At 69.5% G+C, this 24,738-nt stretch carries 22 protein-coding genes; 12 read left to right on the top strand and 10 right to left on the bottom strand.

All coding sequences use genetic code 11. The annotated features are described in order from the left end of the window. Positions 1-38 precede the first annotated feature (38 nt). A complete protein-coding gene (locus QH290_RS33780) occupies positions 39-974 on the top strand; it encodes a bifunctional helix-turn-helix transcriptional regulator/GNAT family N-acetyltransferase (RefSeq protein ID WP_280267633.1) in 936 nt (311 codons plus the stop codon). An 87-nt stretch (positions 975-1,061) separates the two neighbouring features. Here the strand turns inward: QH290_RS33780 and QH290_RS33775 are convergent, their stop codons facing one another. Next, positions 1,062-1,496: a MarR family winged helix-turn-helix transcriptional regulator gene (locus tag QH290_RS33775; RefSeq protein ID WP_280387361.1), complete on the bottom strand. Its 435-nt coding sequence runs from the start codon at positions 1,494-1,496 to the stop codon at positions 1,062-1,064. A gap of 35 nt (positions 1,497-1,531) precedes the next feature. On the opposite strand from QH290_RS33775, the gene QH290_RS33770 reads away from it, so the two are divergent. The 4 genes from QH290_RS33770 to QH290_RS33755 all read left to right on the top strand — a co-directional run bounded on the left by QH290_RS33770 (position 1,532) and on the right by QH290_RS33755 (position 8,335). Continuing rightward, positions 1,532-2,059: a cupin domain-containing protein gene (locus QH290_RS33770; RefSeq protein WP_280387426.1), complete on the top strand. Its 528-nt coding sequence runs from the start codon at positions 1,532-1,534 to the stop codon at positions 2,057-2,059. 133 nt (positions 2,060-2,192) lie between these two features. After that, positions 2,193-4,310, top strand: coding sequence for a glycogen debranching protein GlgX (glgX, locus tag QH290_RS33765; RefSeq protein ID WP_280387359.1), 2,118 nt, complete (start codon positions 2,193-2,195; stop codon positions 4,308-4,310). Positions 4,311-4,315: 5 nt separating this feature from the next. Continuing rightward, positions 4,316-6,745, top strand: coding sequence for a malto-oligosyltrehalose synthase (treY, locus tag QH290_RS33760; protein ID WP_280387424.1), 2,430 nt, complete (start codon positions 4,316-4,318; stop codon positions 6,743-6,745). A gap of 156 nt (positions 6,746-6,901) precedes the next feature. Beyond that, positions 6,902-8,335 carry a S1 family peptidase gene (locus QH290_RS33755; RefSeq protein WP_280387357.1) on the top strand — a complete coding sequence of 478 codons (1,434 nt, stop codon included), beginning with the start codon at positions 6,902-6,904 and terminating at the stop codon, positions 8,333-8,335. A 96-nt stretch (positions 8,336-8,431) separates the two neighbouring features. Here QH290_RS33755 and QH290_RS33750 read toward each other — a convergent pair whose 3' ends face one another. Both QH290_RS33750 and QH290_RS33745 read right to left on the bottom strand, forming a co-directional pair. After that, a complete protein-coding gene (locus tag QH290_RS33750; RefSeq protein WP_280387355.1) occupies positions 8,432-9,604 on the bottom strand; it encodes a DUF2235 domain-containing protein in 1,173 nt (390 codons plus the stop codon). A gap of 149 nt (positions 9,605-9,753) precedes the next feature. Then, complete coding sequence (locus QH290_RS33745) at positions 9,754-10,893, bottom strand: TDT family transporter (protein WP_280387353.1); 1,140 nt, start codon at positions 10,891-10,893, stop codon at positions 9,754-9,756. 70 nt (positions 10,894-10,963) lie between these two features. Between QH290_RS33745 and QH290_RS33740 the strand changes: the two genes are divergently transcribed. Next, complete coding sequence (locus tag QH290_RS33740) at positions 10,964-11,869, top strand: LysR family transcriptional regulator (protein ID WP_280387351.1); 906 nt, start codon at positions 10,964-10,966, stop codon at positions 11,867-11,869. A gap of 12 nt (positions 11,870-11,881) precedes the next feature. Here QH290_RS33740 and QH290_RS33735 read toward each other — a convergent pair whose 3' ends face one another. Further along, positions 11,882-12,337 carry a hypothetical protein gene (locus QH290_RS33735; RefSeq protein WP_280267626.1) on the bottom strand — a complete coding sequence of 152 codons (456 nt, stop codon included), beginning with the start codon at positions 12,335-12,337 and terminating at the stop codon, positions 11,882-11,884. A 220-nt stretch (positions 12,338-12,557) separates the two neighbouring features. On the opposite strand from QH290_RS33735, the gene dnaE reads away from it, so the two are divergent. Then, on the top strand, positions 12,558-16,103 hold the full coding sequence (gene dnaE, locus QH290_RS33730) for a DNA polymerase III subunit alpha (RefSeq protein WP_280267625.1): 3,546 nt from the start codon (positions 12,558-12,560) through the stop codon (positions 16,101-16,103). Between the two features lie 13 nt (positions 16,104-16,116). On the opposite strand, the gene QH290_RS33725 is transcribed toward dnaE, so the two are convergent. Together QH290_RS33725 and QH290_RS33720 are read right to left on the bottom strand one after the other, a co-directional pair. After that, complete coding sequence (locus tag QH290_RS33725; RefSeq protein ID WP_280387350.1) at positions 16,117-16,725, bottom strand: MspA family porin; 609 nt, start codon at positions 16,723-16,725, stop codon at positions 16,117-16,119. A gap of 106 nt (positions 16,726-16,831) precedes the next feature. Then, a complete protein-coding gene (locus QH290_RS33720) occupies positions 16,832-17,902 on the bottom strand; it encodes a LacI family DNA-binding transcriptional regulator (protein ID WP_280387349.1) in 1,071 nt (356 codons plus the stop codon). 530 nt (positions 17,903-18,432) lie between these two features. Between QH290_RS33720 and QH290_RS33715 the strand changes: the two genes are divergently transcribed. Next, positions 18,433-18,849, top strand: coding sequence for a hypothetical protein (locus QH290_RS33715; protein ID WP_280387347.1), 417 nt, complete (start codon positions 18,433-18,435; stop codon positions 18,847-18,849). A 9-nt stretch (positions 18,850-18,858) separates the two neighbouring features. Here the strand turns inward: QH290_RS33715 and QH290_RS33710 are convergent, their stop codons facing one another. Beyond that, entirely contained in the window at positions 18,859-19,176 is a 318-nt protein-coding gene (locus QH290_RS33710) for a DUF222 domain-containing protein (RefSeq protein WP_280387345.1), read from the bottom strand. A 97-nt stretch (positions 19,177-19,273) separates the two neighbouring features. On the opposite strand from QH290_RS33710, the gene QH290_RS33705 reads away from it, so the two are divergent. Then, on the top strand, positions 19,274-19,624 hold the full coding sequence (locus tag QH290_RS33705; RefSeq protein WP_280387343.1) for an HNH endonuclease: 351 nt from the start codon (positions 19,274-19,276) through the stop codon (positions 19,622-19,624). Between the two features lie 44 nt (positions 19,625-19,668). Here QH290_RS33705 and QH290_RS33700 read toward each other — a convergent pair whose 3' ends face one another. Next, a complete protein-coding gene (locus tag QH290_RS33700; RefSeq protein WP_280387342.1) occupies positions 19,669-20,565 on the bottom strand; it encodes an alpha/beta fold hydrolase in 897 nt (298 codons plus the stop codon). Positions 20,566-20,630: 65 nt separating this feature from the next. On the opposite strand from QH290_RS33700, the gene QH290_RS33695 reads away from it, so the two are divergent. Continuing rightward, positions 20,631-21,227 (top strand): TetR/AcrR family transcriptional regulator, encoded by a 597-nt coding sequence (locus QH290_RS33695; protein ID WP_280387340.1) that lies wholly within the window; start codon positions 20,631-20,633, stop codon positions 21,225-21,227. Positions 21,228-21,245: 18 nt separating this feature from the next. Here the strand turns inward: QH290_RS33695 and QH290_RS33690 are convergent, their stop codons facing one another. Next, positions 21,246-21,488, bottom strand: a complete 243-nt coding sequence (locus QH290_RS33690) for a hypothetical protein (protein WP_280387338.1) — start codon at positions 21,486-21,488, stop codon at positions 21,246-21,248. A gap of 90 nt (positions 21,489-21,578) precedes the next feature. On the opposite strand from QH290_RS33690, the gene QH290_RS33685 reads away from it, so the two are divergent. Continuing rightward, entirely contained in the window at positions 21,579-22,013 is a 435-nt protein-coding gene (locus QH290_RS33685) for a nitroreductase family deazaflavin-dependent oxidoreductase (RefSeq protein WP_280268186.1), read from the top strand. A 196-nt stretch (positions 22,014-22,209) separates the two neighbouring features. After that, positions 22,210-23,535, top strand: a complete 1,326-nt coding sequence (ilvA, locus tag QH290_RS33680; protein WP_280387422.1) for a threonine ammonia-lyase IlvA — start codon at positions 22,210-22,212, stop codon at positions 23,533-23,535. Between the two features lie 9 nt (positions 23,536-23,544). On the opposite strand, the gene QH290_RS33675 is transcribed toward ilvA, so the two are convergent. Continuing rightward, positions 23,545-24,738, bottom strand: a 1,194-nt coding sequence (locus tag QH290_RS33675) for a serine hydrolase domain-containing protein (RefSeq protein ID WP_342213783.1), incomplete at its 5' end; no start/stop codon positions are given.

The raw sequence follows: 24,738 nt of genomic DNA, 5'->3' as shown, positions 1-24,738 counted from the left end.
CTGGCGAAACGACACGAAAACGAGCGAGGCACAGGTATATGAGCACCGCCACCGCCGCGTCCGTCGGCTCCGACCACATCGCCGCGGTCCGCGAATTCAACCGCCGCTACACCCGCCTGATCGGCGTGCTGCACGAACACGTGGTGGACAGTCAGTTCTCCCTGACCGAGGGCCGAATCCTGTTCGAGCTCAATCATTTCGGCCCGCTCGAGGTGGTCGCGCTGCGCCAGGGACTGGGCCTGGACCCGGGCTATCTCAGCCGCATCCTGTCCCGGTTCGAAGGCGCCGGGCTGGTACAGCGGCAGCGCTCGGAAACCGACGGGCGCCGCCAGCTGGTCCGGCTCACCGACCGGGGCGCGGCCGCCTTCGCCGAGCTGAACGAACGCTCCAGCCGCGACGTCGCCACGCTGCTCGAGAACCATCCCCCCACCGATCGCGACCGCCTCGTCAACGCCATGCGCACCATCGAACACATCCTCGACGGCCGCGCCGGAGCGCCGTTCACGCTGCGCGACCCGCGCCCCGGCGACTACGGCTGGGTCATCGGCCGCAACGCCGCCCTCTACGCCGCCGAATACGGCTGGGACGGCGACTACGAGACGCTCGTCGCCCGGATCGTCGCCGACTATCTGGAAACCCGTGAGCCGCAGTCGGAGCGGGCCTGGATCGCCGAGCAGGACGGCGAGCCGATCGGCTGCGTGTTCTGCGTCCGCGAGGACGACACCACCGCGCGGCTGCGCCTGCTGCTGGTGGAGCCCTCCGCGCGCGGCCTCGGCGTCGGCAGCGCCCTGGTCGAGGAATGCCTGCGCTTCGCCACCCACGCCGGCTACCGCACCATGGTGCTCTGGACCAACGACGTCCTCACCTCCGCCCGCCGCATCTACGAACGCGCCGGATTCGAACTCACCGAATCCGAGCCCCACCACAGCTTCGGCAAGGACCTCACCGGCCAAACCTGGCGCCGCAAGCTCTGACCCCTCGCACCCCTTGCATGTTCCCGCACGGTCTACATGGGCTTGTAGGTGGTGCGGGAACGTACAGGGGGTGCGGGAAGGTGAGCCCTACTCGGGTGGGAAGGCTGTGGCTGCCTGCGCTAGGAGGTGGCGTAGGGCGGACAGGTGGTCCCGGCCCAGGTGATCGGCCAATCGGTGTTCGATGGCGGTGATGTGGTCGCGGGCGGTTTTCAGGGCGTCGCGGCCCGATTCGGTGACCGCCACCAAGCGTGCTCGGCGGTCGGCCGGGTCCACGCGGCGCTCGACGAGTCCGCGGCGTTCGAGATGTGTGACGAGTTCGCCCATGGACTGCTGGGTCATGCCCGCGGCGTCGGCGAGGTCGCCGATGCGGGAGCCGTCGGGGGCCAGGTAGCGGAAGACGGCGTAGTGCGCCGGGCGCAGGCCGTCGTCCAGCGTCGCGCGCAGCTCGCGGTTCAGGTCGCGCTCGACGGATCGAGTGAGCACCGTGAGCAGTTTCAGCAGGCTGTCGTCCGAATGGGCCATTGACATATTATGAAGGTTACCTTTATATCTTGAGCATGGGAACCACGCTCACCTTCCGCAACGGCCATCGCGTCACGCTGGTCGAGGAGGGCGCCGACGAGCACGGCGAATACCTGCGCCTCGAGCACCACCTGCCCACCCCGGGCCGCGAGGCCGGGCCGCACTGGCACCCGGTGCTGGCCGAATCCTGGACGGTGCGCGAGGGCCGCCTCCGTTTCCGCATCGACGGCACGGAAGTGACTGCCGCTCAAGGCGATTCGGTGTCGGCACCGGCGGGCACGGTGCACGAGTTCTGGACCGAGGCCCCCGGCACCGTGGTCGACCACGAGATCCGCCCGCCGCTGCGGCACTGGCAGATGTTCCGCCTGTGGCAAGCCCTCGACGCCGCGGGCAAGACCACCCGCGCCGGGGTACCGCGCAACCCCCTCGCCCTCGCCCTGCTGTGGGAGTACCAGGACGGCTACCTCGCAGGCATCCCAGCCTGGCTGCAGCGCCTCACCCTCGGCGGCCTCGCCAGGCTCGCCCGCCGCACCGGCTACCAACGGCGCTGGCTGCCGGACTGACTCGCCGCAGCGCTGACCGCGGCCCTGATCCCGACCGCCCCCGCCCAGCTCACCACCTGCACGAACGCCCCGCGGGCCGGGGCTCGAATACCGCACGCACCGCTCGGTCCGGGTGGCGATTAGTGTCGGTGGCATGGTTTCGCCCAATTCGCTCGGTGATGTGGCACCGCTGGGCGTGTGGCCGGGCAGCGCGTACCCGCTGGGCGCCACCTATGACGGGGCGGGCACCAACTTCTCGGTGTTCTCGGAGGTCGCCGAGCGGGTCGAGCTGTGCCTGATCGATCGCTCCGGCGGCGAGACCCGCATCCCGCTCGAGGAGGTCGACGGCTACGTCTGGCACGCCTACGTGCCCACCGTGGCCCCGGGCCGCCGCTACGGATTCCGCGTGCACGGCCCGTACGACCCGGGCCTCGGGCTGCGCTGCGATCCGAGCAAGCTGCTGCTGGACCCGTACGGCAAGGCCTTCGCCGGTGAGTTCGGAAACGATCCGTCGCTGTACACCCACGGCCGGGATTCCCTGGGGCACACCATGACCGGCGTCGTGATCAACCCGTTCTTCGACTGGGCCGACGACCGCGCGCCACGGCGGCCGTACCACGAGACCGTCCTCTACGAGGCCCACGTCAAGGGCATGACGATGACGCACCCGCAGGTCCCGCCGGAGCTGCGCGGCACCTACGCCGGGCTCGCGCATCCGGCGATCGTCGAACACCTGAAATCACTGGGCGTCACCGCGATCGAGCTGATGCCGGTGCACCAGTTCCTGCACGACCGCCTGCTGCTGGACCGCGGACTGCGAAACTACTGGGGCTACAACAGCTTCGGCTACCTCGCCCCGCACCACGAATACGCGGCCGACCCGCGCGCCGGGGCCGCGGTCACCGAATTCAAGGCGATGGTGCGGGCGCTGCACGCGGAGGGCATCGAGGTGATCCTCGACGTGGTCTACAACCACACCGGGGAAGGCAACCACCTGGGGCCTACGATCTCGCTGCGCGGCATCGACAATGCGGCGTACTACCGCCTGCTCGAGGACGACCCCGCGCACTACATGGACTACACCGGCACCGGCAACAGCCTCAATGTGCGGCATCCGCACACCCTGCAGCTGATCATGGATTCGCTGCGCTACTGGGTCCTCGAGATGCACGTCGACGGCTTCCGCTTCGACCTGGCCGCCACGCTGGCCCGGGAACTGCACGACGTGGACCGGCTGTCCACCTTCTTCGACCTGGTGCAGCAGGATCCGGTGGTGAGCCAGGTGAAGCTGATCGCCGAACCGTGGGACGTCGGCGAGGGCGGCTACCAGGTCGGCAACTTCCCGAGCCTGTGGACGGAGTGGAACGGCAAGTACCGTGACACCGTGCGCGACTACTGGCGCGGCGAACCGGCCACCCTGGGCGAATTCGCCTCCCGGCTCACCGGCTCCTCGGACCTGTACGAGGCGACCGGCCGCCGCCCCGGCGCCAGCATCAACTTCGTCACCGCGCACGACGGGTTCACGCTGCGGGATCTGGTGTCCTACAACGACAAACACAACGAGGCCAACGGCGAGGACAACCGCGACGGCGAGAGCTACAACCGGTCCTGGAACTGCGGCGTGGAGGGACCCACCGACGATCCCGAGGTCCTCGCGTTACGAGAACGCCAGAGCCGCAACATGATCGCCACCCTGGCCCTGTCGCAGGGCACCCCCATGCTGCTGCACGGCGACGAACTGGGCCGCACCCAGCGGGGCAACAACAACGCCTACTGCCAGGACTCCGAACTATCCTGGATGGATTGGTCACTGGCGCACAAGAATTCGGACCTGCTGAAGTTCACCCGCAATGCGATCGGGCTCCGCACCGCGCATCCGGTGTTCCGGCGCCGCCGCTTCCTCGACGGGCGCCCGGCCCCCGGCCACGACCGCCCGGGCGATATCGCCTGGCTCACCCCCGGCGGCGAGGAGATGACCGCCGCCGACTGGGAGTCCGGCTTCGCCCGCTCGCTGGCGGTCTACCTCGACGGCGACGGCATCGCCGAACCCGGACCGCGCGGCGAACGCATCCGCGACGACTCGTTCCTGCTGTGCTTCAATGCCCACGACGCCCCCATCGACTTCACCGTTCCCGGCCCGGACCACGGCACCGCATGGTCGATCGCACTCGATTGTTCGACGCCCACCGGGCTGACCCGAGCCGAATACCCCGCCGCAGGCACGATCGAAGTTCCGGCTCGCTGCCTGCTCGTGCTCCGCCGTCCCGCATGATCGACATGGAAATGAACGACACCTCCCCCGTACACCGCACCGGCCCGATCACCCGCAAGACCTCCGTGCGCAGCACCTACCGGCTGCAGCTGCGCCCGGACACACTCACCTTCGCCGACGCCCGCACCATCGCCGAGTACCTCCAGCAGCTGGGCATCTCGCACCTGTATCTGTCGCCGATCATGACCGCGATGCCCGGGTCCATGCACGGCTACGACGTCACCGACCCGACCACGGTCTCCGCCGCGCTGGGCGGGCCGGGCGGGCTCAAGGCGCTGTCGGACGAGGTGCGCAGCCGGGGCATGGGCCTGATCGTCGATCTGGTGCCCAACCACGTGGGCGTGGGCGACGCCCAGCACAACCCGTGGTGGTGGGATGTGTTGCGGCACGGCAAGAAATCGCAGTTCGCCCACTGCTTCGACATCGACTGGAGCCCGGGCAACGGCGCCGGGGGCCGGTTGGCGCTGCCGGTGCTGCAGAGCGAGAACGATCCGGCCGCGCTGACCGTCGACCGCAGCAGCGCCGAACCCATGCTGGCCCTGCACGATCTGCGATTCCCGATCGCCCCGGGCACCGACGGCGAGAACGCGCTGCGCATCCACGACAAGCAGCACTACCGCCTGGTCAGCTGGAAGGCCGGAATCTGCACCTACCGGCGGTTCTTCGCGGAGTCGGGCCTGGCGGCGCTGCGGCAGGAGGATCCGGCGGTCTTCGAACTCACCCACCGGGAACTGGCGGCCTGGTGCGAGCACGACCTCATCGACGGCGTCCGCATCGACCACCCCGACGGATTGGCCCAGCCCGCAGCGTATCTCGCGAAGGTGCGGCGACTGATCGGCCCGAACCGGCTGCTGCTGGTGGAGAAGGTGCTCTCCAGCCGGGAGCCCCTCGACGCCACCCTGCCCATCGACGGCACCACCGGCTACGACGCGCTCGCCGAATTGGGCGGGGTGCTGGTCGACCCCTCCGGTGAGCCGACGCTGACCGGGCTGTCGCGGCAGTTCTGCGGGCACGGCAGCAACGGCGCCTGGATCGGCAACAACGAACATCGCATCAAACGTGCTGTGGCGGAGCGACTTCTGGTGCCGGAGGTGCGCCGACTCGTCGCCGCGATCAAGCGCGACGCCGTGCTCGGCGGCTTCGACGCGGCGGCCATCAGCGATGTCGCCCTGACCAACGCCACGGTCGAGGTGCTGGCGTTCATGCCGGTGTACCGCACCGACTACGCCCCGCTCGCGGGGATGATGGGCAATGTCGTGGCGAAGGTGGGCAAGCGCCATCGCGAACTCACCGTACCGCTGTCGGTGCTGGTGACGGCGCTGTCGGCGGGCGGCGAAGCGGCGGTGCGGTTCCACCAGGTGTGTGGTGCGGTGACGGCGAAGGCCGTCGAGGACACCATGTTCTATCAGGCGGCCCGGCTGGTGTCGCTGCAGGAGGTGGGCGGCAATCCCGCCCGGTTCGGCCATTCGCTGCTGGAGTTCCACCTCGCCAACACCGAACGCGCCACCCGCTGGCCCGCGACGATGACCACGCTGTCCACCCACGACACCAAGCGCGGCGAGGACGTGCGGGCGCGCATCGGGGTGCTGTCGCAGGCCGCCGAGGCCTGGGCCAAGACGGTGAAGGCCGCCCACGAGATCACTCCCCCGCCCGACGGTGCGACGGCATTGTTCCTGTTGCAGAACATGTTCGGGGTGTGGCCGGTCGACGGGCGCACCGCCGCCGCGGTTCCGGGACTACGCGAGCGGCTACATCTGTTCGCGGAGAAGGCCGTTCGCGAGGCGGGCACCAAATCCTCCTGGGAGGAGCCGGATCTGGAGTTCGAGACCGAACTGCACCGGTGGCTGGACGCGGTGATCGACGGGCCGGTCGGCGCGGAGCTGACCGAGCTGGCGACCCGACTGGCGCCGCACGCCTGGTCGGATGCGCTGGCGCAGAAGGTGCTGCAGCTGTGCGGTCCCGGCATCCCGGACCTGTACCAGGGCTGCGAGCTGTGGGAGGACTCGCTCGTCGATCCGGACAATCGCCGCCCGGTCGATTTCGGCCACCGCCTGGCGATGCTGCAATCACTCACCGGCACACCGGAATTGGATTCCACGGGCGCGGCGAAGATGTGGGTGGTCGCCTATGCGCTGTGGCTGCGCCGCGAACGCCCCGACTGCTTCGTCGGCGGCACCTACACCCCGCTGTTCGCCGCCGGTGAGCGCGCCGATCACCTCGTCTCCTACGCTCGCGGGCGTACCGGCGACGCCCCGCAGGTGCTCGTGGCCGCTACCCGGCACAGCGCCGCGCTGGCCGAAACCGGTTGGGGCGATACCACTTTGGACCTCCCCGAGGGCTCCTGGACCGATCGGCTGACCGGCAACACCTTCTCCGGACGCGTCCGCCTCGAGAAGCTGTTCACCCGCCTGCCGGTGGCGCTGCTGGTGCGCTGAGACCTGCGGCAGGTCGGCGACACACCGCGCGGGCTCGGCCGCGAGCACCGCACGGCCACCTAGAGTGCAACAGGTCACGAACCAGTCGGTCTCGTCAGCGTGGTGTCGCAAATCGATGCCGAGGTGCGGTCGCCACTCGACTCCTGAGGTGGGCGCATGCGTGCAGGCACGACCATTCGAGCGACGATCGGCTGCTGCGTGACGCTCGCGGCCCTGGCGATTCCCCCGGCGACGAGCACGGCCGAACAGCCCGGCGCCGACCTGCCCGCGGATCTGGTCGCGGCGATCGAACGAGATCTGCGGCTGACGCCGCAGCAGTACCTGGAGCGCGCCGACCGGTCCCGGCGCCTGGCCGATTTCGCCCTCTTCGCGCGGATCGCCTATCCGAGCGTCTTCGCCGGGGTGCACATGGACGACGATCGCGCCGTCGTCTCCCTCGCCGACGGGCCGAGCACCGCCGATGCCCGGCAGGTCGCGCGGCAGGCCGGATTCGACGTCGCCATGGTCGCCGACAGCGAGGCCGTCCTGCGCGACCGGCACGCCGCATTCGAGCGGTGGCTGGCGACGCAGCCCGACTCCGTCGTCGACAACATCCGCAGCTACGGCATCAACGTCGCCCACAACGCGCTCGCCGTGCACCAGGTGCGGGATGCGCAACTGCCCCGCGATCTCGGGCCGATCCGGTCGGTGGCGGCCGCGGGCCCGAAGACCGGGCCCGATACGAACCCGCCCGGACCCGGGGTGCTCGCCACGACACCCGACTCGCCGTACATCGGCGGGACACCGTACGGCGTCGCCTACGGGGACAGCACGCCGCGATGCACGCTGGGGTTCAACGGCACCGACGGCGCGGGCCGTGCCGTGAATATCACTGCGGGGCACTGCAACCCGGGCAACTGGTTCGATCCGGCCGCGCGGGCGCAGGGGACGCACCGGATCTACGACATGCAGGGCGGGCAGCGCGGCGCGGCCATCGGGGAGTTCGAGACCTCGCAACTGGGCCCGCACGACTACGCGGTGGTCCGCATCCTCGACGAGTACGCTCCGCGCTTCCGGAACAACCTGGTATCCGTGCAGGAGATCGACGCGCCGCACCCGGTGCCGAGTGGCTCGGGCGGCAGCGCCGCGCTGCCGCCCGCGGGTAGCAGCGAGGTGCGGTCCGGGAGCGGCGGACCGGCCGGGCTCGTGCCGGTGGCCATGACCGCGGACAAGACGCTCGAGATCGAGGGCACCGCGGAACCGGTCGACGGGGCCGATGTCTGCAAGATGGGCATCATCACCGGCTTCGCCTGCGGCAAGGTGACCGGCGTCGGGCAGAACATGATCACCAAGGGCGTCCCGGGCGATGCGGAGCGCGGCATCGCGATAGCGGGCATGTTCACCACCAACATCTGCACGCACCGCGGCGACAGCGGCGGCCCGGTCTTCACCCTCACCGAGAAGGGCGCCCAGGCACTGGGCATGACCAGCTCCGGCAGCCCCGACACCGACCAGCCCGCCCCGACCTGCGGCCCACACCCCCTCCATGTCGTCCAGCCGATAACCACTGTGCTGCAACAGAACAAGGGCCTATCGATCCGCACCGAGTGAGTGTCAACCAACCCTCGAGCCCGTACCGGCGAGCCCCCTCAATGCCCGAGCCGCACTCGAGCCCACACCGGCTAAATCTCCCAATGCCCGAGCCGCTCAGGCCCGTACCGGTTCCTTGAGCTCGGGCTCCTCGATCTCCGGGGCGGGCGCGGCGCTGACGTCCGGCACGGGCTCGGTCGGGAGGGGCGTGCCCGATTCCTTTTGCCAGCGTTCGAGATTCGGCGGGCAGTAGTCCTCGCAGACCTCGACGCTGGTGGACAGGTACACCTTCTTGTCCTCGGGCGCGGCCAGGCGGCGCCAGAAGTCGGCGTAGTACCGCGGGTTGCGCGGATTCACCAGCAGGCCGAGCAGATTCAGGATCCGGTAGCCGATCGGCAGATCGTTGTGCGGCTGCACCGAATTGTCGAAGACGGGGCTGCGCTCGATCAGCCGCTCGAGCCGTTCGCGATCGAACTGCAGGCCCTGGACCGCGGCCTCGTCCACCATCCAGCGCAGCGTGATGTCCGACAACCGGGTATCGGTGTTCCCGCCGCCGATATCGCCGTGCCCGCCCTTGAACCACACCTGCTTGACCCGGTCGGAACGCTGCTGCTCGACACCCGCCTCGTCGGTGACCTCCCACAGGCAGGGCGCGAAGATGCGGCGGCGCTCATCGATCGCCAGCGCCTGCCGGGCACAGTGCACATGGGGCGACAGCCGCACGTCGTGGAAGCGGTACCGCCACGACGTCACCCCCGGCACGCCCATCGCACCGACGGTGTCGAACACCCCGATGAACTTGATCGGCACCGGGTAGACGCAGTTCTTCTCGCGGAAGTCCTTCCAGTGCTGAGGTTCCGGCTCGTCCGGATGCCGCTTGCGCTCCCGGTAGATCTTCAGCGCCTGCGGGTAGCGTTTGTCGATCATCGCCTCCGGCGTCAGCAGCCCCAGGCGATGGATCATCCCGGCGACGCTGCGCGCGGTGTACGCGCCGCGGCTGAAGCCGAAGATGAAGATCTCGTCGCCGGGCTCCCAGTTCAGCGCCAGCTGCCAGTACATGGTCGAGACGTTCGCGTCCAGGCCCAGGCCGAACGCGCCCCCGAGCAGTTTGTCGGCCAGATAACCCTGCGCTCCGGGACCGTCGGCGTAGAAGACTCGTTGTCCCACATGCTCGCCCGTGTCGAGGGTGGTGCCCAGCCGCACCGACTCCGCGATCTTGACGATATTGCTCACGGTGGGGTTGCTCTCGGAACCCCAGGTGCCGTCACAGCACACCACCAGACGTTTCATGGACTGATCCTCCCGCCCCGTATTCCACGGATCCTGCGTAGCGAACTACTCGTTTCATCGCTGGGCGACCGCGCGGGCGTTAATTATTCCCGCACATTCGGTCCGGCGCACCCACGATTTCCGTACAGTCGCGCCGTCAGGGTAGTGGTTCACACGCCCGTACGCGGCGCCGGGCGGAGCAGCTCGCCGCCGAGCAGACCCCGCAGGGTGCGGGCGGACACCACGGCCCAGGCGCCGACCAGCAGGACGTAGAGGGCCACCGCCGTCGCGGCGAACAACACGGCGCCGGTGTGGTGGTAGAGCGCGGTGCTGCCGGTGACGCAGGTGCCCAGCGGGAAGGTGAACCCCCACCAGGTCAGGGTGAAACCGAGTTCGCGGGCCCGCAGGGTGCGCACGGTCACCGCCAGCGCCAAGGCCACCCACAGCATCGCGAAACCCCAGGCGACCACCCCGTAGATGACCGAGAACACCACCATGCCTTGGGCTTGCGGCTGCGGCAGCGCCAGCGGACCGGCATCGCCGAGCAGCCCGGCCGCCGTGATCGACTGCCCGAGCGGACCGAGCACGATCCACAGGGTCGGCACCATGCCCGACGGCGGCGTGCCGAAATGCACCAGCCGCGACCAGATCATGGTGAGGGTGACCAGCGCCGCGATCAGGCTGAGCCCGAACATGGCCAGGCACAGCAGGATCAGCGTGAGCCGCCACTGCCCGGCCGGGGTGTGCGGCACCAGCAGCGCGCCCATCGCGGCCGACACCATGGGCGGCACCACCGGCATCAGCCAGCCGCCGAACGCGGCATCCGGCGCGATCCGATGCCGGGTGAACATGCGGTAGGGCACCACGGCGGCGGTCAGCAGGCCCAGCACGGTACCCAGCGACCACAGCACCCAGTCCACCGCGACCGCCGCGGTCGTGCCGATCACGTCGCTGCCCAGCAGCAGGGTCCCGGCACCGACGGTCAGCAGCGCCATGGGCGGCGCACCGAGAAAGTGCGCCATCACCGGATGGTCCTGATGCCCGCGAGCGGTGTCCGGATGGCGCCGCCACTGCAGCACGAAGGCGGCGCTCAGCACGACCAGCAGCACCGCGGCCAGCGCCCACACCACGATCGCGGCGTCCCGCAGCCCGGGAAACTGCAGCGGCAGCCCCGCCGCCGCGGTGGCGACGATCCCGGTGCCCATCACGGCGGCGAACCAGTTGGGCCCGAGGTGCCGCAGGGCATCGCGGGATTCCTCGCGCGCGACACCGGCCGGTCCGGCGGATCGATGGCTCAGGAGTGCGGGCATGCACCCAGCCTCGCCCGCCCGGCATCCGGTGGGTAGCTGCGGCGTTTCGATGAGTACATAGACTCGGTCTATGCCTCTGTCCCCGCGCGTCCCCGATCTGGCCGCCCTCGATCTGCTGTTGTCGGTGATCGAGCTGGGCAGTCTGGGCCGTGCGGCGCAGGCGCACGGCATCAGCCAGCCCTCGGCGTCGTCGCGCATTCGATACCTGGAGAAGCTGGTCGGGGTGCCGGTGCTGGAGCGCACCACGCTGGGCTCACGGCCCACGGCGGCGGGCGCCCTGATCGCCGAGTGGGCGCGGGCGGTGGTCGATGCCGCCGGGCAACTGGATGCGGGCATCGATACCCTACGCGCCCAACGGGATTCGCGGCTGCGGGTGGCCGCCAGCCAGACCGTCGCGGAGTATCTGTTCCCGGCATGGCTGACCCGGATGCGCGCCGAGACCCCGGACACCACGATCGCGCTGGAATCCGGCAACTCCACCGAGGTGTGCGCCGCGGTGCTGGACGGTCACGCGAGCCTCGGCTTCATCGAAAGTCCGCGCGCCGCAAGGGGTTTGCAGAGCCACCCGGTGGCCCGCGACCATCTCGTGGTCGTGGTGCCGCCGCAGCACCGGTGGGCCCGCCGCGGCTCGGTGACGCTCGCCGAACTCGCCGCGACGCCGCTGATTCAGCGCGAATCCGGCTCGGGCACCCGCACCTGGTTCGAGCGAGCCGTCGCGACCGGCGCGCCGGGGACCCGGCCGCCGGTGGCGCTGGAGTTGTCGTCGACGACGGCCATCAAATCCGCCGTCGCCTCCGGGGTCGGCCCCGCGGTGCTCAGCTCGCTCGCGGTCGCGGCCGAGGTGACCGCCGGAACCCTGGTCTCCCCCACGATCATCGGCGCCGACCTCACGCGCACGCTGCGCGCGGTCTGGCCGACCGGCCAGCAGCTCACCGGACCGGCGCGCGATCTGTACGCCATCGCCCGCCGGGCGTGACGGCTCTCGCGCCTAGCCCTGGTACTGCTGCACCGAGAATCGCACCTCGCCGGGCTCGGGGATGTGGGCGGCGCCGACGGTGACGGTGCCGACGAACTCGCCGTAGACGCCGGGGCTGAAGATCGAGCCGCGGCCGTCGGTGGCCCAGTAGCCGGGGCCGTTGGCGCGGCGGGTGACCGTGCCGGTCCGGCCGGTGTCGAGATTGCGCCAGTTCAGCGTGACGTCCAGCGAGCAACTGCCGACGCCGTACATGGTGGTGCTGACGTTGAACGCGGCCGAGCTCGGATACGCGTTGCCGGTGACCGAGGAATCGACGATCGCGGCACAGGGCCCATTGGCCAGGGAGTACACCCTGGTGAACTTGCCACCGTTGGCCTGGGCGGAAGCTGGTGTGGCAGTGGCGATTACCGTGGCCGCGGCGCCGATCGCGGCGGCCGACAACGCGACGCAGGATCCAACCGAACGCATCAATACCCCCAAAAGGTTGGTGATGGTCATGCCGATCTGATGCCGTGCGACGCTACCAGTCGGCAGGTTGGCGAGTCGACGGTTTGGCACAGATGCGAACCGGCCACCATCGGCCACCGATCGCGGTGCCCGACACGACTTCACCGCGACCACATGCGCTTTCGCGGGAGGGCCACCCAGATCCCCGTTTCTTGTCGGTGGCGGGGCATAATCTCAAGCCGTGTCAGCCTCGGGATTCGTTCACCTCCACAACCACACCGAGTACTCGATGCTCGACGGCGCGGCGAAGATCACGCCGCTGTTCAAGGAGGCCGAGCGGCTGGGCATGACCGCGGTCGGCATGTCCGACCACGGCAACATGTACGGCGCGTCGGAGTTCTACAACTCGGCGAAGAAGCAGGGCATCAAGCCGATCATCGGCATCGAGGCCTACATCGCCCCCGCCTCCCGCTTCGAGACCAAACGCGTGCTGTGGGGCGACCCCAGTCAGAAGAGCGACGACGTCTCCGGCTCCGGCGCCTACACGCATATGACCATGGTCGCGGAGAACGCGACCGGCCTGCGCAACCTGTTCAAGCTGTCGTCGCTGGCCTCCATCGAGGGCCAGCTCGGCAAGTGGGCGCGCATGGACGAGGAGATCATCGCCCAGTACGCCGAGGGCATCATCGCGACCACCGGCTGCCCGTCCGGCGAGGTGCAGACCCGGCTGCGGCTGGGCCACGAGCGCGAGGCGCTGGAGGCCGCGGCCAAGTGGCAGGAGATCTTCGGCAAGGACAATTTCTTCCTCGAGGTGATGGACCACGGCCTGTCCATCGAGCGCCGGGTCCGCGAGGGCCTGCTCGAGGTCGGCAAGAAGCTGGGCATCCCCCCGCTGGCCACCAACGACTGTCACTACGTGCACGAGTCCGACGCGGGCAACCACGAGGCCCTGCTGTGCATCCAGACGGGTAAGACGCTGTCGGACCCGACCCGCTTCAAGTTCGACGGCAGCGGCTACTACCTGAAGTCCGCCGAGGAGATGCGCGCCATCTGGGACGCGGAGGTCCCGGGCGCCTGCGACAACACGGTGTGGATCGGCGAGCGCGTGCAGTCCTACGAGGAGGTGTGGGCCCACCGCGACCGGATGCCGATCTTCCCCGTCCCCGAGGGCGAGGACCAGGCCAGCTGGCTGCGCCACGAGGTCATGCGCGGGCTGCAGCGCCGCTTCCCGAACGGCGTGGGCCAGGAGTACATCGACCGCGCCGAGTTCGAGCTGAACGTCATCATCCAGATGGGTTTCCCGGCGTACTTCCTGGTCGTCGGCGACCTGATCAACCACGCCAAGGAGGTCGGCATCCGCGTCGGCCCGGGCCGCGGTTCGGCGGCCGGTTCGCTGGTCGCCTTCGCGATGGGCATCACCAACCTGGACCCGATCCCGCACGGTCTGCTGTTCGAGCGCTTCCTCAACCCGGAGCGCGTCTCGATGCCCGATATCGATATCGACTTCGACGATCGCCGCCGCGGTGAGATGGTCCGCTACGCCACCGAGAAGTGGGGCAGCGACAAGGTCGCCCAGGTGATCACCTTCGGCACCATTAAAACCAAGGCGGCGCTGAAGGATTCGGCCCGCGTGCAGTTCGGTCAGCCGGGTTTCGCCATCGCCGACCAGATCTCCAAGGCGCTGCCGCCGCCGATCATGGCCAAGGACATTCCGCTGTCGGGAATCATGGATCCCGAGCACGAGCGGTACAAGGAGGCCACCGAGGTCCGGGAGCTGATCAACACCAACCCGGACATCAACAAGATCTACGAGACCGCCCGCGGCCTGGAGGGCCTGATCCGCAACGCCGGCGTGCACGCCTGCGCGGTGATCATGTCCTCCGAGCCGCTGATGGACGCCATCCCGCTGTGGAAGCGCGCCCAGGACGGGGCGATCATCACAGGCTGGGACTACCCGTCCTGCGAGGCCATCGGCCTGCTGAAGATGGACTTCCTGGGTCTGCGCAACCTCACCGTGATCGGTGACGCGCTGGAGAACATGAAGTCCAACCGCGGCGTCGACCTCGACCTCGAGAACCTGCCGCTCGAGGACGCGGCCACCTACGAGCTGCTGGCCCGCGGCGACACCCTCGGCGTCTTCCAGCTCGACGGCGGCGCCATGCGGGATCTGCTGCGGCGCATGCAGCCCACCGGCTTCGAGGACATCGTCGCCGTGCTGGCGCTGTATCGCCCCGGCCCGATGGGCATGAACGCCCACAACGACTACGCCGACCGCAAGAACGGGCGGCAAGAGGTCAAGCCGATCCACCCGGAGCTCGAGGAGCCGCTGAAGGACATCCTGGCCGACACGTTCGGTTTGATCGTGTACCAGGAGCAGATCATGCAGATCGCGCAGAAGGTCGCCGGGTACTCCCTCGGCCGAGCCGATATTCTGCGCCGCGCCATGGGCAAGAAGAAGGCCGAGGTCCTAGAGGCCGAGTTCGAGGGCTTCGAAAAGGGCATGCAGGACAACGGCTATTCCAAGGCGGCCATCAAGGCGCTGTGGGACACCATCCTCCCGTTCGCCGGGTACGCGTTCAACAAGTCGCACGCCGCCGGGTACGGCCTGGTGTCGTTCTGGACCGCCTACCTCAAGGCCAACTATCAGGCCGAATACATGGCGGCGCTGCTCACCTCCGTCGGTGACGACAAGGACAAGGCCGCGGTCTACCTGTCCGATTGCCGCCGCCTCGGCATCCAGGTGCTGCCGCCCGACGTCAACGAGTCCGAGCACAACTTCGCCTCGGTCGGCAACGACATCCGCTTCGGCCTGGGCGCGGTGCGCAACGTCGGCGCCAACGTGGTGGCGTCGATCATCGCCGCGCGCAAGGAGAAGTCGAAGTTCACCGACTTCTCCGACTACCTGAACAAGATCGACGCCATCGCCTGCACCAAGAAGGTCACCGAATCCCTCATCAAGGCAGGCGCTTTCGATTCGCTCGGGCATCCGCGCAAGGGCCTGATGCTGGTGCACTCCGATGCCATCGATTCGGTGATGGCCACCAAGAAGGCCGAGGCGATCGGCCAGTTCGACCTGTTCGGCGGCCTCGACGACGGCGACGAGTCGGTGGCCTCGGTCTTCGACGTGAAGGTGCCCGACGAGGAGTGGGACACCAAGCACAAGCTCGCGCTCGAGCGGGAGATGCTGGGCCTGTACGTATCCGGCCATCCGCTCGACGGCGTGGCACACGTGCTGGCCGCGCAGACCGACACCCCGATCCCCTCCATCCTCGAGGGCGATGTGAAGGACGGCACGCAGATCACCATCGGCGGCATCCTCGCCTCGGTCACCCGCCGCATCAACAAGAACGGCATGCCGTGGGCCTCCGCGCAATTGGAGGATCTCACCGGTGGTATCGAGGTGCTGTTCTTCCCGCAGGCGTTCTCGGTGTACGGCATGGACGTCGTCGAGGACGCGGTGGTGCTGGTGAAGGCCCGCGTCTCCGTGCGCGACGACCGCATCTCGCTGATCGCCAACGACCTCGCGGTGCCGGACCTGTCCGCCATCGGCATGGAAAAGCCGCTGGCGGTGACGATTCCGACGCGGCTGTGCACGCCCGACAAGATCGGCGCGCTCAAGCGGGTGCTGTCCAGCCATCCCGGCACGGCCGACGTCCACATCCGCCACCTCGGCTCGCGCGAGAAGACGACGATGCTCCGCGTCGCCGACAACCTGCGCGTCTCGCCGTCCTCGGCGCTGATGGGCGACCTGAAGGCGCTGCTGGGCCCGGGGTGCCTGACGAGCTAGCCGACTCCGGAACCTACAGCCAGGTCGATTCGCCGAAGACGGCCCCGCTGTCGTCGACCTCGGCGGACTTGGCGTACAGGTAGGTGAACTGCCGGATCGTGACCGGGCCGCTGCAGGCATTGACGACGATGTGGAAGTCGCGGGTCACGATCTGCACGTTCTTGCCGGGGATGATCTCCTTCTCGGCGACGGCGACCTCCTTCACCTCGCCGGGATTGAGGTTGATCGTCGCGACCGGGTTGGCGTCGACCAGGGCGTGCGGGATCGGCGTCTGCGCTCCTTCGATGCCCACCTCGGCTTCGGGTGTGGCGCCGAGGGTTCCGGCACCGATCGAGACCGCGCACCCGACGTGGTACCCGGTCGCGAGCTTGCCCCCGGCCGGGCCGTCGATCCGCCCGTAGGTGACGTTGCTGACCAGGGCCTCGCGCGTGGTGCCCACCATGTTCAGCGGCGGGATCCGGTTGACGGTCTCGTCGCGGCTGCCGACGGTGAAGCTGCCGAACGGCGAGGGGAAGGTCTTCTCGTGCGGGGGCAGCGCCTCCGGCTCCGCGCCCGCGACCGGCGCCGCCGCCACGACGACGGCCGCGGCGGCCAGGCACACCCTCCACAGGACACGCGACATGTGGCGGACATTAGTAGCCGGAGGCTATTTCCCCGGCGCGACACACACGGAGATGCCCGAGCTGCAATGTGTGCGCGCACATGGGCGTTTGCCCGAGTCGGCGGGGTCAGGCCGGGCGCGGTGCCGCCGAACTCTCCCGCACCACGAGCGTCGGCACCACCGGCGGCGGGGCCGGGACCTCGCCCTCGGCCTCCAGCAATCGCAGCAGCAGCCCCATGCTGCGCCGGCCCACCTCGTCGAAGTCCTGGCGCACGGTGGTCAGCGGCGGGGACAGGTAGGCGGCCTCGGGAATGTCGTCGAATCCGACCACCGACACGTCCTCGGGCACGCGGATGCCGCGCTCGGCGAAGGCGCGCAGCAATCCCAGGGCCATCTGGTCGTTGGAGGTGAACACGGCGGTCACGCCGGGCTGCGCGGCCAGCATCAGGCCCGCCTCGTAGCCCGAGCGCGCGCTCCAATCCCCGCCGATCGGCGGCGGCACCGTGGCGCCCGCCGCGGTGAGGGTGTGCCGCCAGCCGTCGATCCGGTCGCGGGACTCGAGCGAGTCGCTCGGGCCCGAGACGTGCCACACGGTGGCGTGCCCCAGATCCAGCAGATGCTGCACGGCCAGGCGGGTGCCCTCGAACTGGTCGACGGCCGCCGACGGCAGCGGCGCGTCCTGCCCGGCCTCCACGGCGACCGCGACCGGCCGCGGCGGCAGGTTGTGCAACGCGGCCGCCGCGGCGATCTGCGGCGCGATGATGATGACGCCGTCCACGCCCTGATCGGCCAGCGTATCCACGGCCGCGAGCACCCCGCCGCGGTCCACCTGCTCGAGGGTGACGATGCTGACGCCGTAACCCGCTGCGCGCGCGGCCCTTTCGATGCCGAGCATCATGCAGGCCGGACCGTACAGGCAGGTGTCGAAGGTGACCACGCCCAGCACCTTGGAGCGGCGGCTGACGAGCCCGCGTGCCATCGCATTGGGCCGGTACCCGAGTTCGGCTACCGCCCGCAGCACCTTCTCCCGCGTCTCGGGCCGCACCTGCGGGCTGCTGTTGAGCACCCGCGACACGGTCTGATGGGAGACGCCAGCCAGCTTGGCGACATCGGTCATCACCGCGGGCCGGGCACCCTCCGCGGGCCGCTCCCGCCGGGCGGTGCGCCGTGCCGAAGATTCGCTCGCAAGGCCGCTCATGACACCGCCCCGCCCAGCCTCGGCCGAAGCGCCCGGCCACAGGATCGGTAACCTCCGACCCGCCCGCAAGCTCGATTACCCCGGCCATCCCACCCGCAAGCTCGTCCACCTCGGCCATCCCGCCCGCAAGCTCGTTCACCCCGGCCATCCCGCCCGCAAGCTCGTTCAGCTCGGCCATCCCGCCCGCAAGCTCGTCCACCTCGGCCGTCGCACTCGCAAGCTCGTTCACCTCGGCCGAACCGCCCGCAAGCTCGTTCGTGACGCCGCCTCGCCGATGCTCGCCCCGTTCCGGGCGGGCATTCGGCCGCGCTCGATATGCTCGCAAGCTCACTCACAGCCCCTACCTTCCGGACCGCTGTACCCGCGCGGCCCCGGTTGTTCCCGATTTCAGGTTAGCCGTGTTGCCGCCGGGCCCTCACCCACGGCGACCCGGAGACCACCGAAAGCGCTTGCCCGTCAATGCCTGTCGACCGCATTTCCCCACACCACGGGCCCGGCCGACATTCTGTTAACGCTAACACCATCGGACCGTGGACGGTCTCACAACTGGCCGCCACCGCCGTCCACCGCGAACTCGGCGCCGGTGGTGTACGTCGACGACCTCCGCGACGAACCTTCGCCCGCCTGGAGCCCCGCCCGACTGCGGCGCGGCACCCAGCGCGCCGAGCGGCTACGAATCCTTCGAGGGCAAGCTCGACCTCGTCGCCGAGGCACGGACCGTACTGATCCTGGCCGCCGGAGATCGGCGTCCCCAGCTACACCCCGGCCCGACCACCGCGCCCATCGAGGGCATCGACCCGGTCCGCGTCGTCCTGGCGACTCGCGCGTCCGATGCCAACCCGCTGATCACCGACCTCCTACGGGCCCGGCCATCCGATACGGAACCTTCCCGCGGCATTCGCGTCCGACCGGTCGGACCGAAAAGCCAACGGGCCGAACGCATCTAGCGGCGATGCTCAACTGGCCGCCGCCAGCACCCGCCACACCTTCCTGGAGCGCGAGCGGGCCTGCGGAGCCGCGTACTCGATTCGCCGACGCGCTTCGGGGGCACTGATCCGCAGCAGATCGGTCAGTAGCTCCACGGTGTCCCGATAGCCGGTGTCCGCGGCGAGTCCACGCCGCTCGGCCTCGGCGACGGCCGCCCGCATGGCCGCATCCAGCCGCCTCCGGCAGCGCTCGGTCTCGACAAGGGTGCGCAGCAAGTCGACATCGGCCAGTTCCGGCCATCCTCCAGCCGAAGCCTTCCGCGCCAGCGCAGTCGAATGTATGTTCACGCACACCACCATAACCCAATTCTCGAACATACGTTCGATAATCTCGTTTCCAGCGCGCCAGCCTTCTCGAAAGGGTCGCCCGGTCTACGCTCGGTTCATGCCGTCCGGCGGTAGCAAACAGGTTCGTGCCGCGCGTAAGCGCAAGAAGCGGATGGCGCGCGGCGACCATGACCTCACCGACGCGCAGTGGGATGCGCTGAGAACGTCCTGGGGTGGGTGCGCCTACTGCGGGTCCCCCGCCGCCTCGCTGCAGAAGGACTGCGTGCAGGCCATCTCGCGCGGCGGCCGCTACACGCTCGGCAATGTCGTCCCCGCGTGCGGGTCGTGCAACGCCAGCAAGTGCAACGCCGAGGTGACCGGCTGGCTACGCCGTAAGAGGCTCGATGAACGCGGGTTCCTCGTGCGCCACTACGAAATATCGACCGAACTCGCCGACCGGTTCACCTAGCGCGGCCAGGGCGGGTCAGCGGTTCGGGGTTCGCTGTCGCGGTATCAGGTCGGCGAGTCCTTTCGCCGGAGGTGTTCGAGGACGAGGCTGCGGACGGGTTCGACGTCGGCGAGGAGGCCGTGCCCCGCACCGGGGAGAATCACCGTGTGCGCCCCGGCACGCCGCGCGGCCTTCGCGGCCACCTCCGAATCATGCACCTGGCTCGCCCCGGCCAGGGCGACGAGGGTCGGGACCGGCAGGTGCGTCAGCCCGTCCGGCAGCTGCGGATGAACGATCGGCGAGGCCGGGAAGTGAGCGGCTCCCCGAGCGAGCAGGTCGAGGTATGCCTCCAGATGCGCTGGCAGGCTGCCGGGGGCGCCCGGTGCCAGCATCGCGCGGGCATCCTCGAAGGTCGGGTGCGGGTCGCGGTTGCGCCCCAACTCCTCGAACTCCGGGCTGAGTCCGGCGAAGACCAGGGGCGGATCGAGCAGGACCAGTCGCCGCACCCGTTCGGGATGGGCGAGCGCGAACCGGAGCGCGAGGTGTCCGCCCAGCGACTGGCCGCACAGGTCGGCGGCGGGTAGCCCGAGCAGATCGAAAGTTTCCGCCAGCCAGTCCACGAGATCGTCCATGCTGGTCAAGGGGGCGCCGGTGTGTCGACTGCGGCCCGGCTCGCCGATGGTGTCCACGGCCCGCACGTGATGCTCCTCGGCCAGCGAACCGACCACCGGGTACCACATTCCGGACGTGCCACTGTATCCGTGGAGCAGGACCAGCGATGGCGCCGCGGTCGGGCCCGCGGACGTGACTCGTGTCGTTCCGTACCGCCCCGCAAGATCTACCGTCTCGGCAGGAACCGGCCAATATGCCATCACCGCGTCGTAGGCCGCGAAATACGCCTTCTCCAGCTCAGGGTCGGCGAATGCGGTGGGTTCTTCGACGTTCCTCGGCCGTTCGATCATTCGCATCACCTTTCCAAGTCAGATGTATTATGTCATCTGTATTGCATAAACGACAGGGGTGCGCGTTGCCGAAACAGGTCGATCACCGCGAGCGTCGCGAAACGATCGCTCGCGCCCTGTGGCGCGTGGTGGATCAACGCGGAGTGCTGCGCCTGAGCCTGCGTGAGGTGGCGACGGAGGCCGAGATGTCACACGGCCAGCTCCAGCACTACTTCGCGAGCCGTCAGGAGTTGCTTTCTTTCGCGATGGACTTCGCCGCCGAACAGACCGCTCAGCGAGTGGCACGTGGCCTGGAGGCGCTCGGCGCGGTGCCGCACCCTAGAGACGTCCTGCGGTTGACCCTCACGGAAATGCTGCCGCTGCACGACGATGCGCGCGCGACGAGCCGAATGAATGCCGCTTACGTTCTGGAAGCATTGCACGACAACACGATTCGCGATCGTACGCGCGAGGGCTTACGTCAGGGACGGGAACGTGTCCGAGTACTCATCACGCAAGCGATCACCGACGGAAGGATCGCTCGCGATCGCGACGCGAACACCGAGACCGACCGCATCCTCGCGCTGACCGGCCTGACGCCCCTTCTCGACCTGGAGGTCATCACTCCCGCGCAGGCCCTCGCCGCGATCGATCAGCATCTCGACGAACTCTTCACGTCGTAGAGAATCCAGGCGACCGGTTCAGCCGCGCGGCCGGTCCGGCGCGGAGGCCCGCACGGCGCCGAGGATCCAGCGCAGCGCGCCCGCCGCGGCGGCGGTCAGGACCGCGGCCTGCAGGGAACCGGTGATGAGGGCGAGAATCAGGCAGGTCACCATCGCGAGCGCGAGGGCCTCGAGTTTGTAGACAGGCCACGGCGTGCCCGCGATGTCGATCACCTGCCGGGAGGCGAGCGCGGGGCGCGAGGTGGGGTCTACCACTGCCATGTCGTCAGGGTACACGGACGGCGAAGTTCGGGCCAACGAACATTTTTCGTCCCAGGAATAACTTCCACCGCGGCGGGCATTGTGAGAGGCATGCCACTTACCGGAGAGTACGAACCCAGCACGTCGGCTTGGGCCCGCGAACAGGCAGAGAAGTTCGAATCCTCGAACGGCGCGGAGGCCAACACCCTGCAGGGTGTGCCGATCATCCTGCTCACCACGCGCGGCGCCAAGACCGGCAAACTGCGCAAGACGGCGCTGATGCGGGTCGAGCACGACGGCGAGTACGCGGTCGTCGCCTCGCTCGGCGGGGCGCCGAAACACCCCGTCTGGTACCACAACATCAAGGCCGATCCGCACGTCGACCTGCGCGACGGCGCCGTGGTCAAGGACTACATCGCCCGCGAGGTCTTCGGCGAGGAGAAGGCCCAGTGGTGGGACCGGGCCGTCGCCGTCTGGCCCGACTACGCCGAATACCAGAAGAAGACCGACCGCCAGATCCCGGTCTTCGTCCTCACCCCGCAGTAGCCCGGCCCGCACGGTGCGCGGCCCACCACGCGCCGCGCACCGTCGATAGGCCGCGCCTCCTCCGAGGCCGCACACCAACAAGACCGTGCGCACGCCCCCACATGCCCCCGCGTGACGGTGAGACCGTGGGCATTGCCGGGCGGGGGCCGCCAGATAGCATGATCGGGTGTCCAACCCGCTTGATGTCGCACAGAAGATGTCCGGTCCGCTGCCCGAGCTGAGCGCGGACGAGATCGATGCTGCCGCCAAGCGAATTTCCGACATTATCGATCCCACGCCGCTGCAGCGGATCGAGCGGTTGTCGGCGGCCGCGCGCGCGGACGTCTATGTCAAGCGCGAGGACCTGACCGCGGTGCGCTCCTACAAGCTGCGCGGCGCGTACAACCTGATCGTGCAGCTGTCCGACGCCGAGCGCGCCGCGGGGGTGGTGGCGGCCAGCGCCGGGAATCACGCGCAGGGCGTGGCCTTCGCCTGCCGCTCGATGGGCATCCAGGGCCGCATCTACGTGCCGACCACGACGCCGAAGCAGAAGCGTGACCGGATCCGCGCGCACGGCGGCGCGTTCGTGCAGCTGATTGCCGTCGGCGACACCTACGACGCCGCGGCCGCCGCGGCCGCCGCCGATGTGGCACGCACGGGCGCGACCATGGTGGCCCCGTTCGACGATCCGCGCACCGCCGCCGGTCAGGGCACCATCGCCGCCGAAATCCTCGAACAGCTCGGCACCGCACCGGATCTGGTGATCGTGCCGGTCGGCGGGGGCGGCTGCCTGGCCGGGATCGGCACCTACTTGCGCGAAAGGTCGCCCGCCACAGCGATTCTCGGGGTGGAGCCGGGCGGCGCCGCGTCGATGACGGCGGCACTGGTGGCCGGCGGCCCGGTGACGCTGCCGGAGATCGACCCGTTCGTCGACGGCGCCGCGGTGCGCCGCATCGGCGAACTGCCGTACGCGGCGGTGTCGAAGTTCGGCAGCCGGATCCGCTCACACGCCTCGCTGCCGCTGCTGACCGCGACCGAATCCCCCAGGGGCGCAGGCTCGTTCCGCCTGATGCAGGTCGACGAGGGCGCGATCTGCACCGCCATGCTCGAGCTCTATCAGAACGAGGGCATCATCGCCGAGCCCGCCGGTGCGCTGGCGGTGGCGGCGCTCGCCGAGATCGCGGTGGAGCCCGGGTCGACGGTGGTGTGCCTGGTGTCGGGCGGCAACAACGACGTCTCCCGCTACGGCGAGGTGATCGAGCGCTCGCTGGTCCATCAGGGCCTGAAACACTATTTCCTGGTGGACTTCCCGCAGGAGCCGGGCGCGCTGCGCCGGTTCCTCGACGAGGTGCTGGGCCCCGACGACGACATCACCCTGTTCGAATACGTCAAGCGCAACAACCGCGAGACCGGCGCCGCCCTGGTCGGCATCGAACTGGGCTCCCCCGACGGCCTGGAGGCCCTCCAAAAGCGCATGCACGACTCCCCGATCCAATGCGAGCGCCTGGACCCCGGCTCCCCCGCCTACCGCTACCTCACCTGACCCACCGGGTCAGGCGGCTTCCTCGGTGGGGAGGCGGAGGGGGCGACGGGCCGTGGTGCGGGCGCAGCGGACGGCCAGGGGGAGCACCCAGCCCGCGGCGAGTTGATCCCAGCTGAGCTTGTTCATGCTCAGGCGGTTGTGTACGAAGCCGACCGACAGGCCCGAGCGCGAGTCTGCCCAGCCGAAGGATCCGCCCAGGCCGATATGGCCGAAACCGGTGCGCGCGCCGGGTACCGGCAGCGAGTGGTAGCCCAGGTGCCACATCATCGGGATGTAGAACAGGGCGTGGTCGAGCCGGTAGCGCTCGACGCGGCGAATCGCCTTCATCGTCTCGGCCGACAGATAGCGCCGACCGGCCACCATCCCGCCGGAGGCGAGCGCGCCGTACATCGCGGCCAGGCCGTTCGCGGTGCAGACACCGTTACCGGCGGGCATCTCGGTATCGAGGATCGCCGGGTCGTCGCCCTCCAGCAGTCCCTCCAGGCCGGGCAGGAACAGCGCCCGGGCGGCGGCACCGGCGGCGCCGGGAATTCCGTAGGCGTGACCGAGGAACATCGCGGCCACCGGCGCCCCGACCAGGGCCAATCGCGTACCGGCCAGAGCCGCGACGGTGGTGACGGCCCCGGCGGGTGGGCGGCCCAGGTGGATGCCGTCGATTCCGAGCGGCTCGGTGACCTCGCTGCGGAACAGCTCGGCCATGCCGTGGCCGGTGACCGCCCGCGCCAAGCCCGCCAGCAGCCAGCCGAAGGTGAGCGCGTGATAGGTCGGAATGCCCAGCAGCGCATCGGGTTTCGCGGCGGCCAGGCGATCCTGCATCAGCTCGTGGTCGAGGACCTCGTCGAGGCCCCCGGCGATCAGCGGCAGTCCGGACAGCCCGGCGCTGTGCGTCAGCACCTGCCGCACGGTGATCCGGTCCTTACCCGCGGCCCCGAACTCCGGCCAGTACTCGGCGACCGGCGCGGCATAGTCCAGCAGCCCGCGGTCGGCGAGCCGGTGGATGACCGTGGCGGCGATCCCCTTGGTCGCGGAGAAGACGATGCTGCCGGTCTCGCGCGCCCACGGGGTGGTGGCCGAGGCGGCGCCGGTCCAGAGGTCGACCAGGGGCTCGCCGTGGCGGTACACCGCCAGTGCCCCACCCGCGCCGGGCCGATCGCCGACGAACCGCGCGAAGGCGCGTGCCAGCGGCTCGAACCCGGGGGCGGC

It is taken from the genome of Nocardia wallacei, assembly GCF_029869545.1.
GTDB classification, from domain to species: Bacteria; Actinomycetota; Actinomycetes; order Mycobacteriales; family Mycobacteriaceae; genus Nocardia; species Nocardia wallacei_A.
This window is presented reverse-complemented; position numbering and strand designations above follow the sequence as displayed.

Excerpts from the sequence above, each read along its gene's own strand:
- QH290_RS33780 (WP_280267633.1), top strand. The coding sequence starts at position 39 with ATGAGCACCGCCACCGCCGCGTCCGTCGGCTCCGACCACATCGCCGCG.
- QH290_RS33775 (WP_280387361.1), bottom strand. The coding sequence starts at position 1,496 with ATGGCCCATTCGGACGACAGCCTGCTGAAACTGCTCACGGTGCTCACT.
- QH290_RS33770 (WP_280387426.1), top strand. The coding sequence starts at position 1,532 with ATGGGAACCACGCTCACCTTCCGCAACGGCCATCGCGTCACGCTGGTC.
- glgX (WP_280387359.1), top strand. The coding sequence starts at position 2,193 with ATGGTTTCGCCCAATTCGCTCGGTGATGTGGCACCGCTGGGCGTGTGG.
- treY (WP_280387424.1), top strand. The coding sequence starts at position 4,316 with ATGGAAATGAACGACACCTCCCCCGTACACCGCACCGGCCCGATCACC.
- QH290_RS33755 (WP_280387357.1), top strand. The coding sequence starts at position 6,902 with ATGCGTGCAGGCACGACCATTCGAGCGACGATCGGCTGCTGCGTGACG.
- QH290_RS33750 (WP_280387355.1), bottom strand. The coding sequence starts at position 9,604 with ATGAAACGTCTGGTGGTGTGCTGTGACGGCACCTGGGGTTCCGAGAGC.
- QH290_RS33745 (WP_280387353.1), bottom strand. The coding sequence starts at position 10,893 with ATGCCCGCACTCCTGAGCCATCGATCCGCCGGACCGGCCGGTGTCGCG.
- QH290_RS33740 (WP_280387351.1), top strand. The coding sequence starts at position 10,964 with ATGCCTCTGTCCCCGCGCGTCCCCGATCTGGCCGCCCTCGATCTGCTG.
- QH290_RS33735 (WP_280267626.1), bottom strand. The coding sequence starts at position 12,337 with ATGCGTTCGGTTGGATCCTGCGTCGCGTTGTCGGCCGCCGCGATCGGC.
- QH290_RS33725 (WP_280387350.1), bottom strand. The coding sequence starts at position 16,725 with ATGTCGCGTGTCCTGTGGAGGGTGTGCCTGGCCGCCGCGGCCGTCGTC.
- QH290_RS33720 (WP_280387349.1), bottom strand. The coding sequence starts at position 17,902 with ATGAGCGGCCTTGCGAGCGAATCTTCGGCACGGCGCACCGCCCGGCGG.
- QH290_RS33705 (WP_280387343.1), top strand. The coding sequence starts at position 19,274 with ATGCCGTCCGGCGGTAGCAAACAGGTTCGTGCCGCGCGTAAGCGCAAG.
- QH290_RS33700 (WP_280387342.1), bottom strand. The coding sequence starts at position 20,565 with ATGATCGAACGGCCGAGGAACGTCGAAGAACCCACCGCATTCGCCGAC.
- QH290_RS33690 (WP_280387338.1), bottom strand. The coding sequence starts at position 21,488 with ATGGCAGTGGTAGACCCCACCTCGCGCCCCGCGCTCGCCTCCCGGCAG.
- QH290_RS33685 (WP_280268186.1), top strand. The coding sequence starts at position 21,579 with ATGCCACTTACCGGAGAGTACGAACCCAGCACGTCGGCTTGGGCCCGC.
- ilvA (WP_280387422.1), top strand. The coding sequence starts at position 22,210 with ATGTCCGGTCCGCTGCCCGAGCTGAGCGCGGACGAGATCGATGCTGCC.